This window comes from Streptomyces sp. L2, from assembly GCF_004124325.1.
Lineage (GTDB): Bacteria > Actinomycetota > Actinomycetes > Streptomycetales > Streptomycetaceae > Streptomyces.
The window spans coordinates 1,411,217-1,426,347 of record NZ_QBDT01000001.1; the positions used below are offsets into that span (position 1 = coordinate 1,411,217).

At 72.3% G+C, this 15,131-nt stretch carries 11 protein-coding genes; 1 reads left to right on the plus strand and 10 read right to left on the minus strand.

Annotated elements, in window-relative coordinates; genetic code table 11:
• Positions 1-169 precede the first annotated feature (169 nt).
• Together DBP14_RS06010 and DBP14_RS06015 are read right to left on the minus strand one after the other, a co-directional pair.
• Positions 170-2,476: a Dyp-type peroxidase gene (locus DBP14_RS06010; RefSeq protein ID WP_129305998.1), complete on the minus strand. Its 2,307-nt coding sequence runs from the start codon at positions 2,474-2,476 to the stop codon at positions 170-172.
• A gap of 108 nt (positions 2,477-2,584) precedes the next feature.
• Positions 2,585-4,477: a galactose oxidase early set domain-containing protein gene (locus tag DBP14_RS06015; RefSeq protein ID WP_129305999.1), complete on the minus strand. Its 1,893-nt coding sequence runs from the start codon at positions 4,475-4,477 to the stop codon at positions 2,585-2,587.
• A 239-nt stretch (positions 4,478-4,716) separates the two neighbouring features.
• Here DBP14_RS06015 and DBP14_RS06020 point away from each other — a divergent pair, with 239 nt between their 5' ends.
• Positions 4,717-5,160, plus strand: coding sequence for a hypothetical protein (locus tag DBP14_RS06020; RefSeq protein WP_129306000.1), 444 nt, complete (start codon positions 4,717-4,719; stop codon positions 5,158-5,160).
• 23 nt (positions 5,161-5,183) lie between these two features.
• On the opposite strand, the gene DBP14_RS06025 is transcribed toward DBP14_RS06020, so the two are convergent.
• From DBP14_RS06025 to DBP14_RS06060, 8 genes are all read right to left on the minus strand, one after another.
• Entirely contained in the window at positions 5,184-6,752 is a 1,569-nt protein-coding gene (locus DBP14_RS06025; protein ID WP_206739211.1) for an MmgE/PrpD family protein, read from the minus strand.
• 97 nt (positions 6,753-6,849) lie between these two features.
• Complete coding sequence (locus tag DBP14_RS06030) at positions 6,850-7,218, minus strand: nuclear transport factor 2 family protein (protein WP_129306001.1); 369 nt, start codon at positions 7,216-7,218, stop codon at positions 6,850-6,852.
• An 85-nt stretch (positions 7,219-7,303) separates the two neighbouring features.
• Complete coding sequence (locus DBP14_RS06035; protein WP_129306002.1) at positions 7,304-8,254, minus strand: diacylglycerol kinase family protein; 951 nt, start codon at positions 8,252-8,254, stop codon at positions 7,304-7,306.
• 227 nt (positions 8,255-8,481) lie between these two features.
• Positions 8,482-9,672, minus strand: a complete 1,191-nt coding sequence (locus DBP14_RS06040) for a cytochrome P450 (protein ID WP_206739212.1) — start codon at positions 9,670-9,672, stop codon at positions 8,482-8,484.
• Between the two features lie 197 nt (positions 9,673-9,869).
• Positions 9,870-11,345: an MFS transporter gene (locus DBP14_RS06045; RefSeq protein WP_129306003.1), complete on the minus strand. Its 1,476-nt coding sequence runs from the start codon at positions 11,343-11,345 to the stop codon at positions 9,870-9,872.
• Between the two features lie 194 nt (positions 11,346-11,539).
• Entirely contained in the window at positions 11,540-12,307 is a 768-nt protein-coding gene (locus tag DBP14_RS06050) for a thioesterase domain-containing protein (protein ID WP_129311708.1), read from the minus strand.
• Positions 12,308-12,336: 29 nt separating this feature from the next.
• Positions 12,337-13,317, minus strand: a complete 981-nt coding sequence (locus DBP14_RS06055) for an LLM class flavin-dependent oxidoreductase (protein WP_206739426.1) — start codon at positions 13,315-13,317, stop codon at positions 12,337-12,339.
• Between the two features lie 233 nt (positions 13,318-13,550).
• A complete protein-coding gene (locus DBP14_RS06060) occupies positions 13,551-15,131 on the minus strand; it encodes a fatty acid--CoA ligase (RefSeq protein ID WP_129306004.1) in 1,581 nt (526 codons plus the stop codon).

Genomic DNA, 15,131 nt, shown 5'->3' on the forward strand with positions numbered 1-15,131 from the left:
GAGGCTAGAGGGGACACCGGCTCGCACAAGGGATGAAGAGCGATCGTTATGGGTTACCCCTCCCATTCCGGGTTACTCGCTCGTACCGCGAGACGGCTGCTCGCGGGCTGTGCGGTACGGGCCCGGCGGAGACGGCTGCTCCGCCGGGCCGTGCGCCGGGGCCGGGGCGTCAGTTCCGACGGAACCAGGGTGTGTTCGGGCGGTCCTCGCGGACCAGGGTGTCGGGGTGGCCGGCACCGTCGGCGACGCAGATGACGCGGTACCGCTGCCCGTGGAAGAGCCAGCACCAGGTCCGGCCGTCGTCACGGAACCGGCCGGGGACGGTCACGAAGGAGTCGGGCCGGGTGACGCCCCGGAAGGAGCCCCACTTGCTGAGGTCGCGGTCGCCGCGGTCCATGCCGTCGGTGTGCCGGCCGCCGTCGGCGACGGAGACGAGCCGGTAGCGCGAGCCCTGCGGGGTGGTGTGGAAGAGCCAGTACTGGGACCGCCCGCTCACCTGCTGCAGATCGGGCACGGGCAGCACCGCGTCGACGTGCGTGACCTGGACGTCCCCGCCGAAGGAGTTCCACCGGGTCAGCGGCCCGTCGTCGCCGACGCGCCGGTTGCTGTGCCGGGCGTCGTGGGCGATGTTGATCCGCCGGTAGACCTGGGTGCCGTTCACGGTGTGGAAGAGCCAGTAGCTGCTCTCGCCGTTGATGTCCTGTTCGTCGGGGACGGGCCAGACGGCGTCGACCCGCTCGACCCCGGCGAGGGCCGGCCAGGTGGCGAGGTCGGCGCCGGAGCCCATGACGGTTCCGGTGGCGTCGTCGGAGCCGGTGGTGAGCTGGTCCTGCTCGCCGGGGCCGGTGGTGAGGACGCGTACCGTGCGGCCGGAGAAGGCCCAGTAGCGGCCGGGCACGTCCGGCCAGGGCAGGATCTCGTCCACCGGAGCCGGCTGGACCTGCTCCCCGCCCCCGCCGGCCTGCCCGCCGGTCTGCCCGCCCGTCGTCTGACCGCCGCCCGAGACCGCCGCGCCGTCCAGCCGGCCCTCGCCGAGCTTGCGGAGCGTGGTCAGCGAGGGGGTGAAGGCGTAGAGGGAGCCCTCGGTGTTCACGAACGGCTTGAAGTGCAGCATGGTCGTCCTGCGCTCGCCCTCGGGGGCGGTCTCGAAGGCCACGTGCCCGTCACCGATCTTGCTCAGCTCGCCGCTGACCATCGGGTCCGGGCCGGGCATCGGATCGCGGTCGCGGGGGAAGTTCGACGTGTTGATCCAGTTCCGCTGCATGAACTCGAACTGCCGCACCAGGTCGGCCTGGTAGCAGATGAACAGCAGGCCGCGGGGTTCGTCGGGCCCGCCGTTCTCGGAGGACGGGTCGAACGGGGCGCCGTAGGGGATGCCGCGGCGGATGATGCGGCGCTGGTCGAGGAACTCCTTCTCGTCGACGGGCTGTCCGTCGTCGATCAGCCCGTCGCGCGGATTGGTCTTGCGCAGGTGGGAGAAGAGCGGGGTGGTGAGGCCGTCGGGGTCGTGCGCGTAGCTGATGGCGTTGTCGGGGTCGATGTTCGGATCGCGGGTGGCGTCGGGGTGGTTGGCGATGGACGCGCCGCAGCGCCAGCGGCCGACGAGCCGGGAGGCGAGCCATTCGCTCGTGGTGTCCGCGGGCACCGCCTTGGCGGTCTTCAGCTTCTGCAGCTCGGTGGTCACCTGCGCCCACCAGCCGGGCACGTCCTGGGCGAGCCGCCGTACGACCTGGAAGGAGCCGTTGCGCATCCACTCGGGCACGCCCTCGGGCAGGGCGCCGCCCGAGGCGCCGAGCACGAACAGGTCGGCGGGGAGGAGGTGGCCGCCCTCGGGGTCGTCGTCGATGCCGTCGACGGCCGGTTCGCTGACGCCGTCCTTGAAGCCGAAGTGCTCGCGGCCGCGCCGGGTGCCGGGCAGGGTGGCGCCGGGCTGCGGGTAGACGATCACGAGGCCGGCGCGGGTGGCGGCCTCGCTCTGACGCCTGAGTTCGCCGTCGTGGTCGTCCTTGCCGTCGGCGGCGATCGTCAGCACGGCGTGCACGGGCTGGTTGTGGCCGGCGCCGAACATCCAGCGCGCGGACTCGCTGCAGTCGACGTCGCCGAGGACCTCGGAGCGGCGGGCGGCGCCCTGCACGAACGCGCCGATCGTGCCGCGGCCCTTGTTCTCGGGCAGCAGGTCCCGCTTGGCGGTGAGGTGGGCGATGCCGGGATAGGTGAGGCTGAGGCCCAGCCAGGTGGCCTTCAGGGTGGCCGGGTCGGCGCCCATGGAGTTGCGGCGGGCCTCGCTGAACTTGGCGTTGAAGGCGGCGACCTGCTGGGTCGTGGCCAGGCGCGGGACCAGGTCCGTCAGCCAGCTCCGGGCGGCCGCCGGGTCGCCGAATTGCAGGAACAGCAGGGTCATGTGGTCTTTCTTGAACCCGGCGAGGATGTCGCCCTGGATCTCGGTGCTGTCGCGCAGGGACTGGGGGGTCGTCATGGTTCTCCCTTGGGGGGCGGGGACAGAAGGTGGCTCGAAAGGCTCCCGGGCGGCCCGTGGGCGGGGCCGCCCGGGCCGGGCGGCGGGGGAGGCCGGGAGGCCGGCCGGTCAGGAACCGGGGCGCAGATGCACCCACTTGGCGATGCTCGGCACGCCTCTGCTGTCGAGGAGGAAGAGCAGGTAGTAGCCGGGAGGGGCGTCCGCGGTGGACTGCGGGGTGCGCAGCCGCAGCGTGTTGCCGGCCGTCTGCGTGATCTCCAGCTCGATGCGGCGCTGACTGGTGTCCACGGAGTGGGTGGAGGTGACCGGCGCCATCAGCACGGCCTTGTCGATCAGGTCGGGTGTGCCGGAGTCGACGTCGAAGGTGTCGTCGTAGCCGACCGGTCCGCGCGGCACGCTGGTCAGGACGGGCCGGGTGCCGCCCTGGTGGAGGTACGGCGGCTCGTAGATCTCGATGGTGCCGTTCATCCCGGACTTGATGTCGGGGTTGTTGGCGATCTCCTGGAGTTCGTCGCCGGTGATCATGATGCGGCCGTCGGGCAGCAGCACCGCGTTGGAGTGGTAGCCGCGCGGCAGCCGCTGTTCGGGGCCGGACCGCCAGGTGCCGTCGGCGCCGCGGATCTCGGTCTTGCGCCAGAAGTCGTCGGCGTTCGGGTTGTACTGGCCCTTGCCGTAGTCGCGGATGTCGAAGGCGCCGTTGACGGTGAAGAGCCGCCCGTCGGGGAAGATCAGCGTGTCGTCCTGGGTGCGGCCGAAGGCGCGTGAGCTGTCCTCGGTCCAGCGGCCGCCGGAGAACCTGTACGTCTTCGGGTCGTTGCGGTCGCCGCCCAGGATCAGCACCGAGTCGGGGCCCTGGCCGGGGGTGGGGTTGGGCAGGGCGACGGCGGAGCCGTAGTTGCGCATGCCGCCGCCGGGGCGGTTGCGCAGCGGCCGGCTGGTCTCGCTTTGCGGGTCGAAGACGAACTGCTCGTCGTAGTTGCGGCCGAAGCCGTAGATGTCCCCGTCGCGCAGGGAGAACAGGTGCGGGTAGTCGGTGGAGTACTCCGCCTTGATCGGCCACCGGTCCAGGGCCTGGCCCTTCGGGGTGGCCGAGGGGTCGTACGACACGGGGGTGTTCTTGGCGGGGAAGCGTTCGATGCTCTGCGAGAGCTTGCCCCAGCCGATGTCGCCGTGCCCGGAGGTGATGAACTGCCGGCCGTCGGCGCCGGTGACGACGGACGGGTACCAGCGGCCCTCGGCCAGGTCCTGCTGGCGGTACCAGGTCTCCTTCCACGGGTCGAAGACCAGGGCGAGGTGGGCGCCGGTGCCGTGGTTGCCGCCGAGGTTGCCGCCGAAGATGCCGACCATGCCGTTGGGCAGGTAGGAGTGGCCGGCGCAGAAGACCGGCGCGGGCCGCGGCTCGTCCAGGCCGTCGTCCATGTTCACGACGGGCGGCGGTACGGCCTTGAAGGCGCTCGGGGCGGTGCCCTTGGCGGGGTCCCAGACGTAGGCGCGGCCGGCGTTGTCGCGGCCGATGACCTCGGTGGGCGCGGTCTCCTTGTTGGGGCTGTCCTCGACGGACTCGAAGGAGAACAGCAGCACTTTGCCGGTCGGCAGCAGGGCGACGTGGTCGCCGAAGTCGGGGCTGGAGAAGTACTCCGCGAACCGGCCGGACCGCGCGGCGGTGAAGGCGGCGTTGTACGCGGCCTGCGAGTCGGCGTGCTCGTTCAGGCTGCGGGTGCGCAGCGGCTGCGGGTAGCCGCGGTCGACGGCCGCGAGGCCGATGCGGTCGCGGGCCAGCTGCTCGGCGCGGTCCCGGCCCAGGGCCTTCACCTCGGCGGGGCGGACCTCTGCGGCGAGCCGGTCGCGGCTGATGTGCACGCCGTGCGGGAGGGGGTCGACGCCGTGGGTGACGTGCGGGGACGAGCCGAACGCGGCGGGGGCGGTGACGGAGAGGACGAGCGCGGCGCAGCCGGCGGCGAACGTCCATCTCCTCGGGCGGGGGATCCCTCTGCGGGTCATGGGACTCCTCGGGGCAGCACGGGGCGCCGGAGCGCGCGCGGAAGGCAGCACCCGGCGACCACGTAGAGTGACGGAATACCCGCAGTGAATCACACAATGTAGCGATTTGGAGGCGCTTTCTCGAAAGATTGACCGTTTTACCCCGATAGGCGGTAACGCTGCGTGTTCGCTACGACGAGGTCGGGAAGGGCGGCTCCAATGGTCGGACCCCGTCCCCTCCCCCTTCGAGGAGCCCCAGCATGACCGCACCACGCGCCTCACTCGCCGCCGCGGCGGCCCTGGCCCTGCTCGGCTGCGCCGCCGCCCCGGCCGTCGCCGTCGCCGACCCGCCGCAGCCGCCCCGCGAGATCACCGGCAAGGTCGTCCCCGGCGGTGCCGACGGCACCCCGCACGAGGTGATGTGCCCCGCCATGCAGCACGCGTACGGCGGCGGGTACGCGCTGACCGCCTCCCGGCCCGGCACCCGGCTGTCCGAGGAGGCGGCCGACGTCCTGGAGAACCGCCCGAACGACCACGCCACCGGCTGGATCGTCGCCGTGCACAAGTCGACCTGGTGGCGCGAGCAGCAGGGACACAAGCCGCACGGCGGGAGGCAGGACGGCACGAAGTGGCGCGACGCGGGGCCGGCCGACCTGACCATCCACGTCAGCTGCACGGACGACGTGATGACGCACGGCGCCTGACACTGTCCGCCGGGGCGGGAGGCTCAGTCCAGGAAGGCCGTCTCGATCCAGCGGCGGACCGCGCGGGGGCGCATCCGGTGCAGGCCGCCGACCGTGTCGGCGACCTGGGGTGCGCCGCCGACCGACAGGAACTTCTCCCGCACCAGATCGGCGTGGGCGGCCCGGGTCTCCGGGCCGGCCGCGCCGACCGGGATCAGCCGGGACCGGGAGACCGTACGGCCGTCCGTCAGCCGGACGGTGACCCGCGCGCCGGTCGCCTTGGTGGACCGGGAGAAGTCCCGGTCGTCGGCCTGCAATGCCCCGATCAGATCGACGAGTTCGTCCCCGCCGAACCCGCGCAGCCAGGGCACGGCCTGCTCCCCCGCCTCGCGCACCGCCTCGCCGAACGGGGCGTCGGACAGGAAGAGTTCGCGGGTCATCTCGGTGTCGTGCTCCAGCCGGATCCGCTGGGCCAGCGCCCAGCGGTCGGGGTCGTCCAGGTGCGGGGAGGAGAAGTCGTCCACCGAGAACTCGCCGGTGAGCAGCGTGGTGGCGACCGGGTAGGGCACGTCCAGGACCAGCGCGCCGAGCGGGGAGCCGGGGCCGGTGACGTAGCGGGCGGCCCGCTCCCCCGCGAACAGCGTGTAGAGGGAGGCCTCCACGACGACCTCGGCGACGTCCCGTGGCCGCAGGGCGCCGAGTTCGCGGTGGATCTCGGCGGCGCAGTCCACGGCCGCGTCGATGCCGGGGCCGCCGGGGTGCATCTTGAACGACAGGGTGTCGGTGTGCCAGCGCCGGCCGAGCCCCTTGGCGACCGCCTGCGGCAGCGGCACGGTCGCGAACCGGGCCAGGAAGCCGTCGCCGTGCTCGATGATGTCCGGCGCGCCGCGCAGCCCGGCGTGCGCCGCGTCGCAGGCGTCCATCGCGGTGCGCACCGGGGTGAAGGTGTTGAACAGCCGGGCGTCGCTGGCCAGGAAGGCCCGCATCAGTGGCCAGTTGGGCATGGCGAAGGCCAGCCCGAAGGCGTTCTCGTAGAGGGCGGCCGGGGCCCGGTCGCAGTGCAGCCGTCCGGCCACCGCGCCGGCCAGGTGGGTGTGCACGGCGCTCTGGCCGCGCAGTGGTCCGAGGGTCGCGGAGGCGGTGATGCGGGCGGCGCACTCGTTGGCCGCGACGACCGCGGTGAGCAGGGAGAGCCCGTCCAGCTGGCGGGCATAGGCGAAGGCGAGGGGGACGGCGACCGTGGAGTTGGACAGGTGTCCGGCGTACGCGGTGTCGTCCAGGTTGAGCCAGGAGCCGAGGGCGGCGAAGACCCCGGCGGCCTGGCGCGGGTCGCGTTGCATGGGGTGCCCGAAGGCGGCCACCAGCTTGCGGCCCAGCGGGTGCTGGAGGCCGGCCCGGATGGAGGCGATCTGGGAGAGCACCTGGCTGGCGGCCAGCTTCAGCACCCGGCAGGGGATGTCCTGGGGGCGCAGGGTCGCGGCCCAGTGGGAGAGTTCGCGCAACGGGGTGTCGAGGGGCGCGCGGCCCTGCCGTGGACGGGGCAGGGCGGGCGCCTGGTCGGCCCAGTCGGCGCACAGCGCCCGGGCGACGCTCTCGCCGAGGACAGCGGTCATGGCGTTTCCTTCCTGCCTTCTCGGCGCGTGCCGTCGACCGGGGGCACACGACCGCGGGAGCACCGTCGCCCCGGTGCTCCCGCGGTGTGTGTGGGGATCAGGCGGCCGGGAGCTTGTCCAGGAAGCCGTAGACGGCCTTGATCTTGCCGTGCTCGTCGGTGACCAGGACGTCGAACCCGATGGCGATGGGCTCGGTGCCCGGCGCGGTCACCAGGCCCCACTGGAAGCGGGCCTGGTTGTGGTGGGCGTCGACGGCGCCGTGCAGTTCGAAGGACAGGCCCTTGAACTGGTCGCGGGCGCCGGCCACCACGGCGGCGAAGCCCTCGGGGCCCTCGACCGCGGCCATCGGGTCGATGTACGGCGCGTCGGCGGTGAACAGCTCGGCGATGGCCGCGGCACGCTTCTCGGCGTCCGCCTCGTTCCAGATGTCGAGGTACTGGGTGACGGTGGTGGTCAGGTCGCTCATGCGGGCCTTCTCCTCGTGTATTGCGTGTCGTGCATTGCTGACAAGTGGCTTGGAATGGCGAACGGCGAGGGTGCCGGCGGTGGCGTCAGGCGGTGGCCGGGGCCCACACCGGGAGGGCCCCGGGGAGCACCTCGAAGGTGGCCGAGCCGCCGATGCCGGGCTGGTACTCGCCGTCGTGCTCCAGCGGGAGCCGGCCGCCGTCGGTCCGCTCGACGGTGATGGTGCGGCCGCGGGCGTAGACGGTGGCGGGATGGTTCATGTGCTCGGCGTTCAGGGTCAGTCCGGGCACGTCCTCGGCCGGGACTTCGCCGCCGATGACGCAGACGTCGAGCAGTCCGTCGTCGAGCAGCGAGTCGGGCAGGACCAGGAACCGGCCGCCGCGGTACGGGCCGCCGCCCACGTTGGCGAGGACGGTCGGGCCCTCGTGCACCACCCGGCCGTCGACGACGACCCGGCCCGGATACGGCGGGTAGCCGGCGGCGGTGTCCGCGTAGGCGCGGGCGTAGCGCTCCCGCCCCTTCAGCGGCAGGTCCCGGGCGGTGATCAGCGCGTCGGCGATCACCCCGGAACAGGCCCCGAGGTACACGTAGTTGCGGGTCTCGGCGAGGCGGGCCAGGTCGAGCCGGCGCAGTCGGGCGCTGCCGCCGATGCCGTGGTCGGCGAGGATCGCCTTGAGGGACTCGCTCCACGGGCGCTCGCCCCAGAGCATCTTGTAGCCGGAGTTGCCGGTGCCGCCGGGTACGACGGCCAGGGCCGCCCGGCCCGCGGCCGGGACGAGCCCCTGGACCGCCTCGCGGACGGTGCCGTCCCCGCCGATGGCCACGACCAGGTCCGGTGCGCCCTCCGTCCGCTCCAGGGCCCGCCGTACGGCACCGGTGGCATCGCCGGGTGCCGTGGTCAGGTGGACCTCGGTGCGCTCCAGGATTGACGCGCACAACTCCCTCACGTCGCTGACGAGTTCGGGACTGTGACTGCCGGAGGCCGGGTTGGCCAGGATCAGGGCCCTGGTGGGGCCCGGTGCGGCGGTGTCTGCCATGGCGGGCGTTCTCCTCACGTCGGACGCACGGGCGGCGGACTTTCGGACGGCATCGGCCACCCCGGCCGGCGGGCCGGACGGGGCGGAGCGTGCGACACGGATGACTCTGCCAAGACCGGCTGACCCGGCACTGACACGCGGCTGACACCGGTGTGGTGCGGGGGTCCGGGGTGATCCGGGGCAACCGGGGAGGTGTCGCCCGCACGCGCGGGGTGCGTCCCGGTCCGTCACCAGGTGACGGGGAGTTCCTCCAGGCCGTACACGATGGTGTGCTCACGGAAGCGGACGTCGTCGGCCGGCACCGCCAGGCGCAGCGTGGGGAAGCGGGCGAAGAGCGCGCTCAGGCACACCTCCAGCTCCATGCGGGCCAGCGAGGCGCCGGGGCACAGGTGGGGGCCGTAGCCGAAGGCGAGGTGGCCGGAGGCGTCGCGGCGGATGTCGACGCGGGCGGCGCCGGGGTAGACGGCCTCGTCGTGGTTGGCCGCGGGGATCGCGACGATCACGCCGTCGCCCTTGCGGATCAGCGCGCCGCCCAGGTCCACGTCCTCCACGGCGGCCCGCACCTGGTTGTCCTGGGAGATGGACCAGTAGCGCAGGAGTTCCTCGACCGCGTTCTTGTACCCGGACGGGTCGGCGCGGAGTGCGGCGAGCTGCTCCGGGTCGCGCAGCAGGCTGAGGACGCTGAGGCTGATCTGGTGGGCGGTGGTCTCGTGCCCGGCGACGAGGAAGAAGCGGGCCATGGCCACGAGTTCCTGGTGGGTCAGCTCACCGGTGGCGACATAGCGGGTGGCGAGCCGGCTGATCAGGTCCTCCCGCGGGTGGGCGGTGCGTTCGGCGGCGAGCCGGTCGAGGTACTGCGACATCTCGACGAACGCCGCGTACGTCACCTCGGGACTGGCCTCCTGGGAGAGGATGACCTGGCTCTGCTCGGTGAACGCGGCCTCGTCCTGCTCCGGCACGCCCAGCATGCGGGCGATCACCAGGGAGGGCAGCCGGATCGCGTAGCTCTTGACCAGGTCGACGGGGTTCGGGCCGCGCTCCAGCTCGTCCAGCAGACCCTCGACGAGGGCCTCCACCTCGGGGCGCAGGGCGCGGGTGCGGCGGGCGGTGAACTCGGTCATCGCCATGCGGCGCTGCCGGCCGTGCTCGGGGTCGTCCATGCGGCTGAAGGACATGATGCCGGGCTCGGGCGGCAGCTGGATGCGGATGGGGAAGCCGGGCTGCTGGTCGTCGGCGCTGAACCGGTGGTCGTTGAGGACCTGGCGGACATCCGCGTGCCGGGTCACCAGCCAGGCCTCGCCGCCGCGTATCCGTACCTTCAGCGGGGGCTTCTCGCGCAGGCCGGCGTAGTCGTCCGGAGGCGCGTACGGGCAGGAGCGGGGCATGGGCCAGGCCGGCAACTGATCAATTGTGGACATGGGAGTCCCTCCGTTGGCTGGTTTCCAGCGTTCTTCCAGCGTTGGGGACATCCTGATGAGGGGCCCTGACAAGAATCTGATGGGCCACTGACACGTTTTGAGCCGCTCACTTTGCGACACCACGTTCCGGGACAGCGGAACGGGGGCCGGCGGAATTCGCCGGCCCCCGTCGGGCTTCCTCTTTCTCCGGTGCCGCGTCAGGCGGCCTCGGCCTGCTTGGCCTTGGGCAGGAACTGCACCAGCAGCGCCACCAGCACACAGATCCCGGCCTGCACGAGCAGGCTCTCGCCGAAGGCGTGGGCGTAGGTGTGCCCGGTGCCGTGCTGTCCGGCCACGCCGAAGAAGACGACACCGATGACCGCGACGCCGATCGCGTTGCCCATCTCCTGGGCGGTGGAGAACACCCCGGACGCGGCGGCCGCGTGGTGCGGGGCCACGCCCTCCAGGACCAGGGAGGCCAGCGGGGCGACGACGAAGCCCATGCCGAACCCGGCGACCACCATGGCGGGGATGCACCAGGCGACGGCGCCGGTGCTGTCCAGCTCGTACGCGGTCACGGCCAGGGCGATGTTGCCGACCGCCTGCAGCACCGCGCCGACGGTCAGGACCTGCTTGCCCAGCTTGGCCGCGGCCTTCGGGGCCTGCGCGCAGCCGATGAAGAAGCCCAGGCCGAGCGGCATGAACAGCAGACCGGACTGGAGCGCGGACAGCCCGCGGCCTTCCTGCAGGTACAGCGCGAGGACCAGGAAGAAGGAGGCCATCGCGGCGAAGAACACCAGCAGGGAGACGACACCGACGCCGAACGCGCGGTCCTCGAACAGGCTCGGGTGGACCAGCGGCGACTTGTCGCGGGCCGCCTTGCGGCGCTGCGTGTACCAGAACACCGCGAGCAGCGGCACCGCGAGGACCAGGCACTCCCAGGTCCAGGTCGGCCAGCCCTGCTCGCGGCCCTCGACCAGCGGCAGCACGACGGCCGTGAGACCGGCGGTCACCAGGACCACACCGGTCCAGTCGAGCCCGGTGTGCCCCTCGGCCTTGGACTCGGGCACCAGCTTGGGGCTGAGCAGCAGGACGACAGCGCCGATCGGGAGGTTGATCAGGAAGATGGTCCGCCAGTCCCAGCCGAAGATGTCGGCCTTGATCAGCAGACCGCCGATCAGCTGCCCGAAGACGGCCGAGGCACCCATGGTGATGCCGTAGGCGTTGAACGCGGCGACCCGCGCCTTGCCCGTGTAGGCGGTGGTCAGGATGCCCAGTACCTGCGGGATCACGAGCGCCGCCGCGGCACCCTGCACCGCGCGGGCCACGATGAGTTCGCCCATGTTGGGGGCGATGCCGCAGACGACCGAGGACAGGGTGAACAGGGCCAGGCCGATGGCGAAGACCTTGCGGCGGCCGTAGAGGTCACCGAGCCGGCCGCCGGTGATGAGCATGGCGGACAGGCCGATGTTGAAGGTCGCCGCGACGAGCTGGATCTCGGCGCTGGTGGCGTGCATGTCGCTCTGCAGCGACGGGATGGCGACGTTGACGATGAAGAAGTCGACGTTGGCGATGAAGAGGCCGGCGAGCACCACCAGGAGCGCACCCCAGGCAGGCTTGCCCTCGGCCTCCTCGATGTCCGGTGGCGGTGCGGCGGCGGCCGCGCTGCCGGTCAGTTCCGCTTCGGTGGTCATGTACGACCCTCCTAGGTCGTTCTTTTCGTGCTGTGGGGGGCGTGCCGGTGGGGTGTCCGCGGGCGCGGCGGGGCACGGAACAGCAGGCGCTGGGACGGTTTTCGCACCACTGTCCCGCACCCCGCTGACACGGCGCTGACACGGACCGGCGGGTCAGTGGGCGGGATTCGGCGGCCGGTGGGCGCGTTCGGCCGTCAGCGGGCGGCCTCGGCGGCCAGCCGCTGAAGGCGGTGCGCGAAGTGCGCGGTGACGGCCTGGGCGTGCGTGTCGATGTAGAAGTGGCCGCCCTCGTACTCGTTGTGGCCCAGGTACGCCGGGGTGCGCCCGGCCCAGTGGGTCATGGCGTCCGGGGTCTCCTGGAGCGGGTCGCTGCGGCCGCCGTAGGAGGCGAGCGGGCAGCTGACGCCGGCGCCGTCGTCGTCGTAGTCCCCCGCCACCCGCAGGTCGGCGCGCAGGGCCGGCACCACGAGGGCGAGCATCTCGGGGTTGTCATAGATCTCGGCCGGGAACGAGCCCAACTTCTTGATCCACTCGACGAGTTCGGGCTCGGGCATCCGGCTCTGCTCCTCGGTCGGCTTGAAGAAGCCGACGGGCGACCAGCCGGACATGCCGACCATGAGCGGCGCCGGGCCGCCCTCCTCCTCCATCTTGATCGCCAGCCGGAACGCCAGCTGCGCGCCGAGGCAGTGGCCGAAGAACGCGAACGGGCGGTCGTCCAGTTCGTTCAGGACCGCGTCGTGCAGGGCGTCCAGCAGCGGCCAGAAGTCCTCGTACGTCTCCTCCTCACGGCGGTTGTGCCTGCCGGGCAGGGTGACCGCCTGCGGGGCGATGTCCGGCGGCAGCAGGCGCTCCCAGTCGCGGTAGATGATGGCGCCGCTGCCCGCGTGGGGCAGCAGGAAGAGCCGGATCGAGGCGTCGGGCGAGGGCTCCACGGGCTGGAACCACTGTCCCGCTGCGGACATCTGGCTTCCGACGGCGGTGATGGCGGTGGTCACGACTGCGTACTCCCAACGGTGGTGGACTGGCCGAGGGCGCGTACCGCGGGCAGCAGCACCTCGGCGATCTCCTTCAACTGCGGCTCGGGATCCAGGGATCCGATCCGTACGACGAGGTGCCGGGCGCCGGCGCGGACGTAGCCGCCCAGCCATTCGGCGCACTTCTCGGCGCTGCCCCAGGCATAGGCCTGGATGGTCCGCATCTGGTCCAGGGAGCGGCCGTAGTAGTGGCTGACGTAGTGCTCCAGCTCGGCCCGGGCGGCCGCCTCGTCGGCGCCCACCGTGACCGTGGCGTACAGCGCGGGTGTGACGGCGTGGGCGCCGCGGCCGGCCTCTTCGGCGAGTTCGGCGATACGGCGGCGGGCGCGGGCGTAGGCGTCGACGTCCGGGAGGAAGGGCAGCCAGCCGTCGTAGCGGGTCGCGGCGCGGGCCAGCACCTTCGGGGTGTCGCTGCCGGCCAGCCAGAGCGGGGGGCCGCCGGGGACCGCGGGGGCGGGCAGCCGGTCCAGGTTCTCCGCCTGCCAGAACTTCCCCTCGAACTCGGCGGGTTCGCCCTCCTCGCCGGAGCGCCAGGCCGTGCGCCACAGCGCGGTGATCTCGTCCAGGCGGCCGACCCGGCCCTGGAAGGAGGCGCCGACGGAGGCGAACTCCTCCTCGGTCTCGGGCATCGGGAAGCCGGAGCCGAGGCCGAGGATGAGGCGGTCGGCGGCGACGTGGCTGAGGCTGGCGGCCATGTTGGCTCCGATGAGGGGGTGGCGGAGGGCCGGGGTGAGGGCGGCTGTGCCGACCTTGATGTGCTTGGTCGCCGCGGCGGCTGCCGAGAGGACGATCAGGGGGTCGAGGCGGGGGCGGGCTGTGAGGGAGTCTCCGGCCCAGAGGGAGTCGAATCCCAGGGTTTCCGCGGTTCTGGCGAAGTCCAGGAGGGGGGCTGCGGCGTAGGTGCCGTTGATGGCTTGTTCTCTTGTGGGGAGGAGGATGCCGATCTGGAGAGGGGGGGGTTCGTGCGTTGCGGGGTGCGGGTGCGTTGTGGCTAGTCGCGCAGTTCCCCGCGCCCCTTCAGGGGCGTTGCCGTGCCCGGTGTGCGAAGGCACGGGTTCGGCTTCGTGCGTTTCCAGGCGCGGGTGCGTTGTGGTTGCTCGCGCAGTTCCCCGCGCCCCTGACGGGGCGCTGTTTCCCGGGGAGTTGGAAGGCATGGGTTTCCTCTCGGGGTTCAGGCGAGCGGGGTTGTCAGGTGGTCTCGGACTGCGCGGCGGAGGATTTTGCCGGAGGGGTTGCGGGGGAGGGCGGCCGTGAAGTGGTAGGTGCCGGGGATCTTGTAGTCGGCTATGCGGCCGCGGAGGGAGAGGAGGAGTTCGCGGGGGGTCGCCTTGGTGCCGGGGCGGAGGACGACGACCGCGTGGACGCTTTCGCCCCAGCGGTCGTCGGGGAGGCCGACGACCGCCGCGTCGGCGACCGCGGGGTGGGCCGCGAGGGCCTTCTCGACCTCGGCCGGGTAGATGTTCTGGCCGGCGACGATGATCGTGTCGTTGATGCGGTCGCAGAGGTGGAGGTAGCCGTCCTCGTCGAGGTAGCCGGCGTCGCCCATGTGCAGCCACTCCCCCACCAGGGTGCGGGCGGTGGCGTCGGGCAGGTTCCAGTAGCCGAGCATCCGGGACGGGGCGCGGACGCAGATCTGGCCGATGGCGCCGGGCGGGAGTGTCTCGCCGGCGGGATCGACGACCTTGATCTCGTTTCCGGGGCACGCACGGCCCACCGAGGTGAGCTTGTCGCTGCCGGGGTGGTGGTCCTCGGGCGGCAGGCAGACCGCGACGCTGCCGGTCTCGGTGCTGGCGTAGATCTGAGCGAACTCGCAGCCGTAGGTCTCCAGGCACTGTTTGAGCAGCGTCTCGGACATGGGGGCGGCGCCGTACGCGATCTTGCGCAGGGAGGCGAACGCCTCGGGGGTGGCGCCGCGTTCGGCCGCCATCGCCTGCAGCATGGCCGGCGCGGCGAAGGTGGTGGTCACCCCGTGGACGTGGATGAGGCGGACGGCCTCCTGCGGGTCGAACTGCGGCATGATCACGTTGGTGCCGCCGGCGTTGAAGGTGTGCAGGAACCAGCCGATGCCGGCGACGCCGAAGCCGGGCAGGGAGATCAGGCTGACGTCGTCGGGGAGCCAGTCGATCCAGTCGACGCCGTGCACGCGGCCGGCGTGCGGCAGGGTGAAGAAGCTGCGGTGGGCGAGGACCGCGCCCTTGGGCAGGCCGGTGGTGCCGCTGGTGTAGATCTGGATGACCGCGTCGTCGGGGCCGGTGCCGGGCGCGAGGTCGGTGTCGGGCTGGTCGGCGGCCCAGGCGGGCAGGCCGGCGCCGCGGGCGGGTTCGCCGTCGGCGTCGGTGCCGTCGACCCTGATCACCTTGCGCAGTCCGCGCAGTTGGTGGCGGACGGTGGCGACGGTGTCCCAGAACTCGTCGTCGACGAAGATCAGGGTCGCCCCGGAGTCGCGCAGGATGTGGTCGACCTCGTGCGGGGTCAGCCGCCAGTTGACCGGGACGAGGACCGCGCCGGCCTTGGCGCAGGCGATCATCACCAGGTAGTAGTGCTCGGACTCGCGGCCCAGGTAGGCGATCCGGTCGCCGCGCCGGACGCCGCTGGTGTGCAGGGCGTGGGCGGCGCGGTTGCTGTCGCGGTGCAGCTTGTCGTAGGTGGTGACGCGGCCGTCGCAGACGATCGCGGGGTGGTCCGGGCGGCTTCCGGCGTGGGCCCGGGCGGTGTGGTGGAGCGTCCAGCGCTCCCTCGGTATGCCGTTCAT

What these genes read in the sequence shown, in the direction of transcription:
- DBP14_RS06010 (WP_129305998.1), bottom strand. Translation starts at nt 2,476, where the DNA reads ATGACGACCCCCCAGTCCCTGCGCGACAGCACCGAGATCCAGGGCGAC.
- DBP14_RS06015 (WP_129305999.1), bottom strand. Translation starts at nt 4,477, where the DNA reads ATGACCCGCAGAGGGATCCCCCGCCCGAGGAGATGGACGTTCGCCGCC.
- DBP14_RS06020 (WP_129306000.1), top strand. Translation starts at nt 4,717, where the DNA reads ATGACCGCACCACGCGCCTCACTCGCCGCCGCGGCGGCCCTGGCCCTG.
- DBP14_RS06025 (WP_206739211.1), bottom strand. Translation starts at nt 6,752, where the DNA reads ATGACCGCTGTCCTCGGCGAGAGCGTCGCCCGGGCGCTGTGCGCCGAC.
- DBP14_RS06030 (WP_129306001.1), bottom strand. Translation starts at nt 7,218, where the DNA reads ATGAGCGACCTGACCACCACCGTCACCCAGTACCTCGACATCTGGAAC.
- DBP14_RS06035 (WP_129306002.1), bottom strand. Translation starts at nt 8,254, where the DNA reads ATGGCAGACACCGCCGCACCGGGCCCCACCAGGGCCCTGATCCTGGCC.
- DBP14_RS06040 (WP_206739212.1), bottom strand. Translation starts at nt 9,672, where the DNA reads ATGTCCACAATTGATCAGTTGCCGGCCTGGCCCATGCCCCGCTCCTGC.
- DBP14_RS06045 (WP_129306003.1), bottom strand. Translation starts at nt 11,345, where the DNA reads ATGACCACCGAAGCGGAACTGACCGGCAGCGCGGCCGCCGCCGCACCG.
- DBP14_RS06050 (WP_129311708.1), bottom strand. Translation starts at nt 12,307, where the DNA reads ATGTCCGCAGCGGGACAGTGGTTCCAGCCCGTGGAGCCCTCGCCCGAC.
- DBP14_RS06060 (WP_129306004.1), bottom strand. Translation starts at nt 15,131, where the DNA reads ATGAACGGCATACCGAGGGAGCGCTGGACGCTCCACCACACCGCCCGG.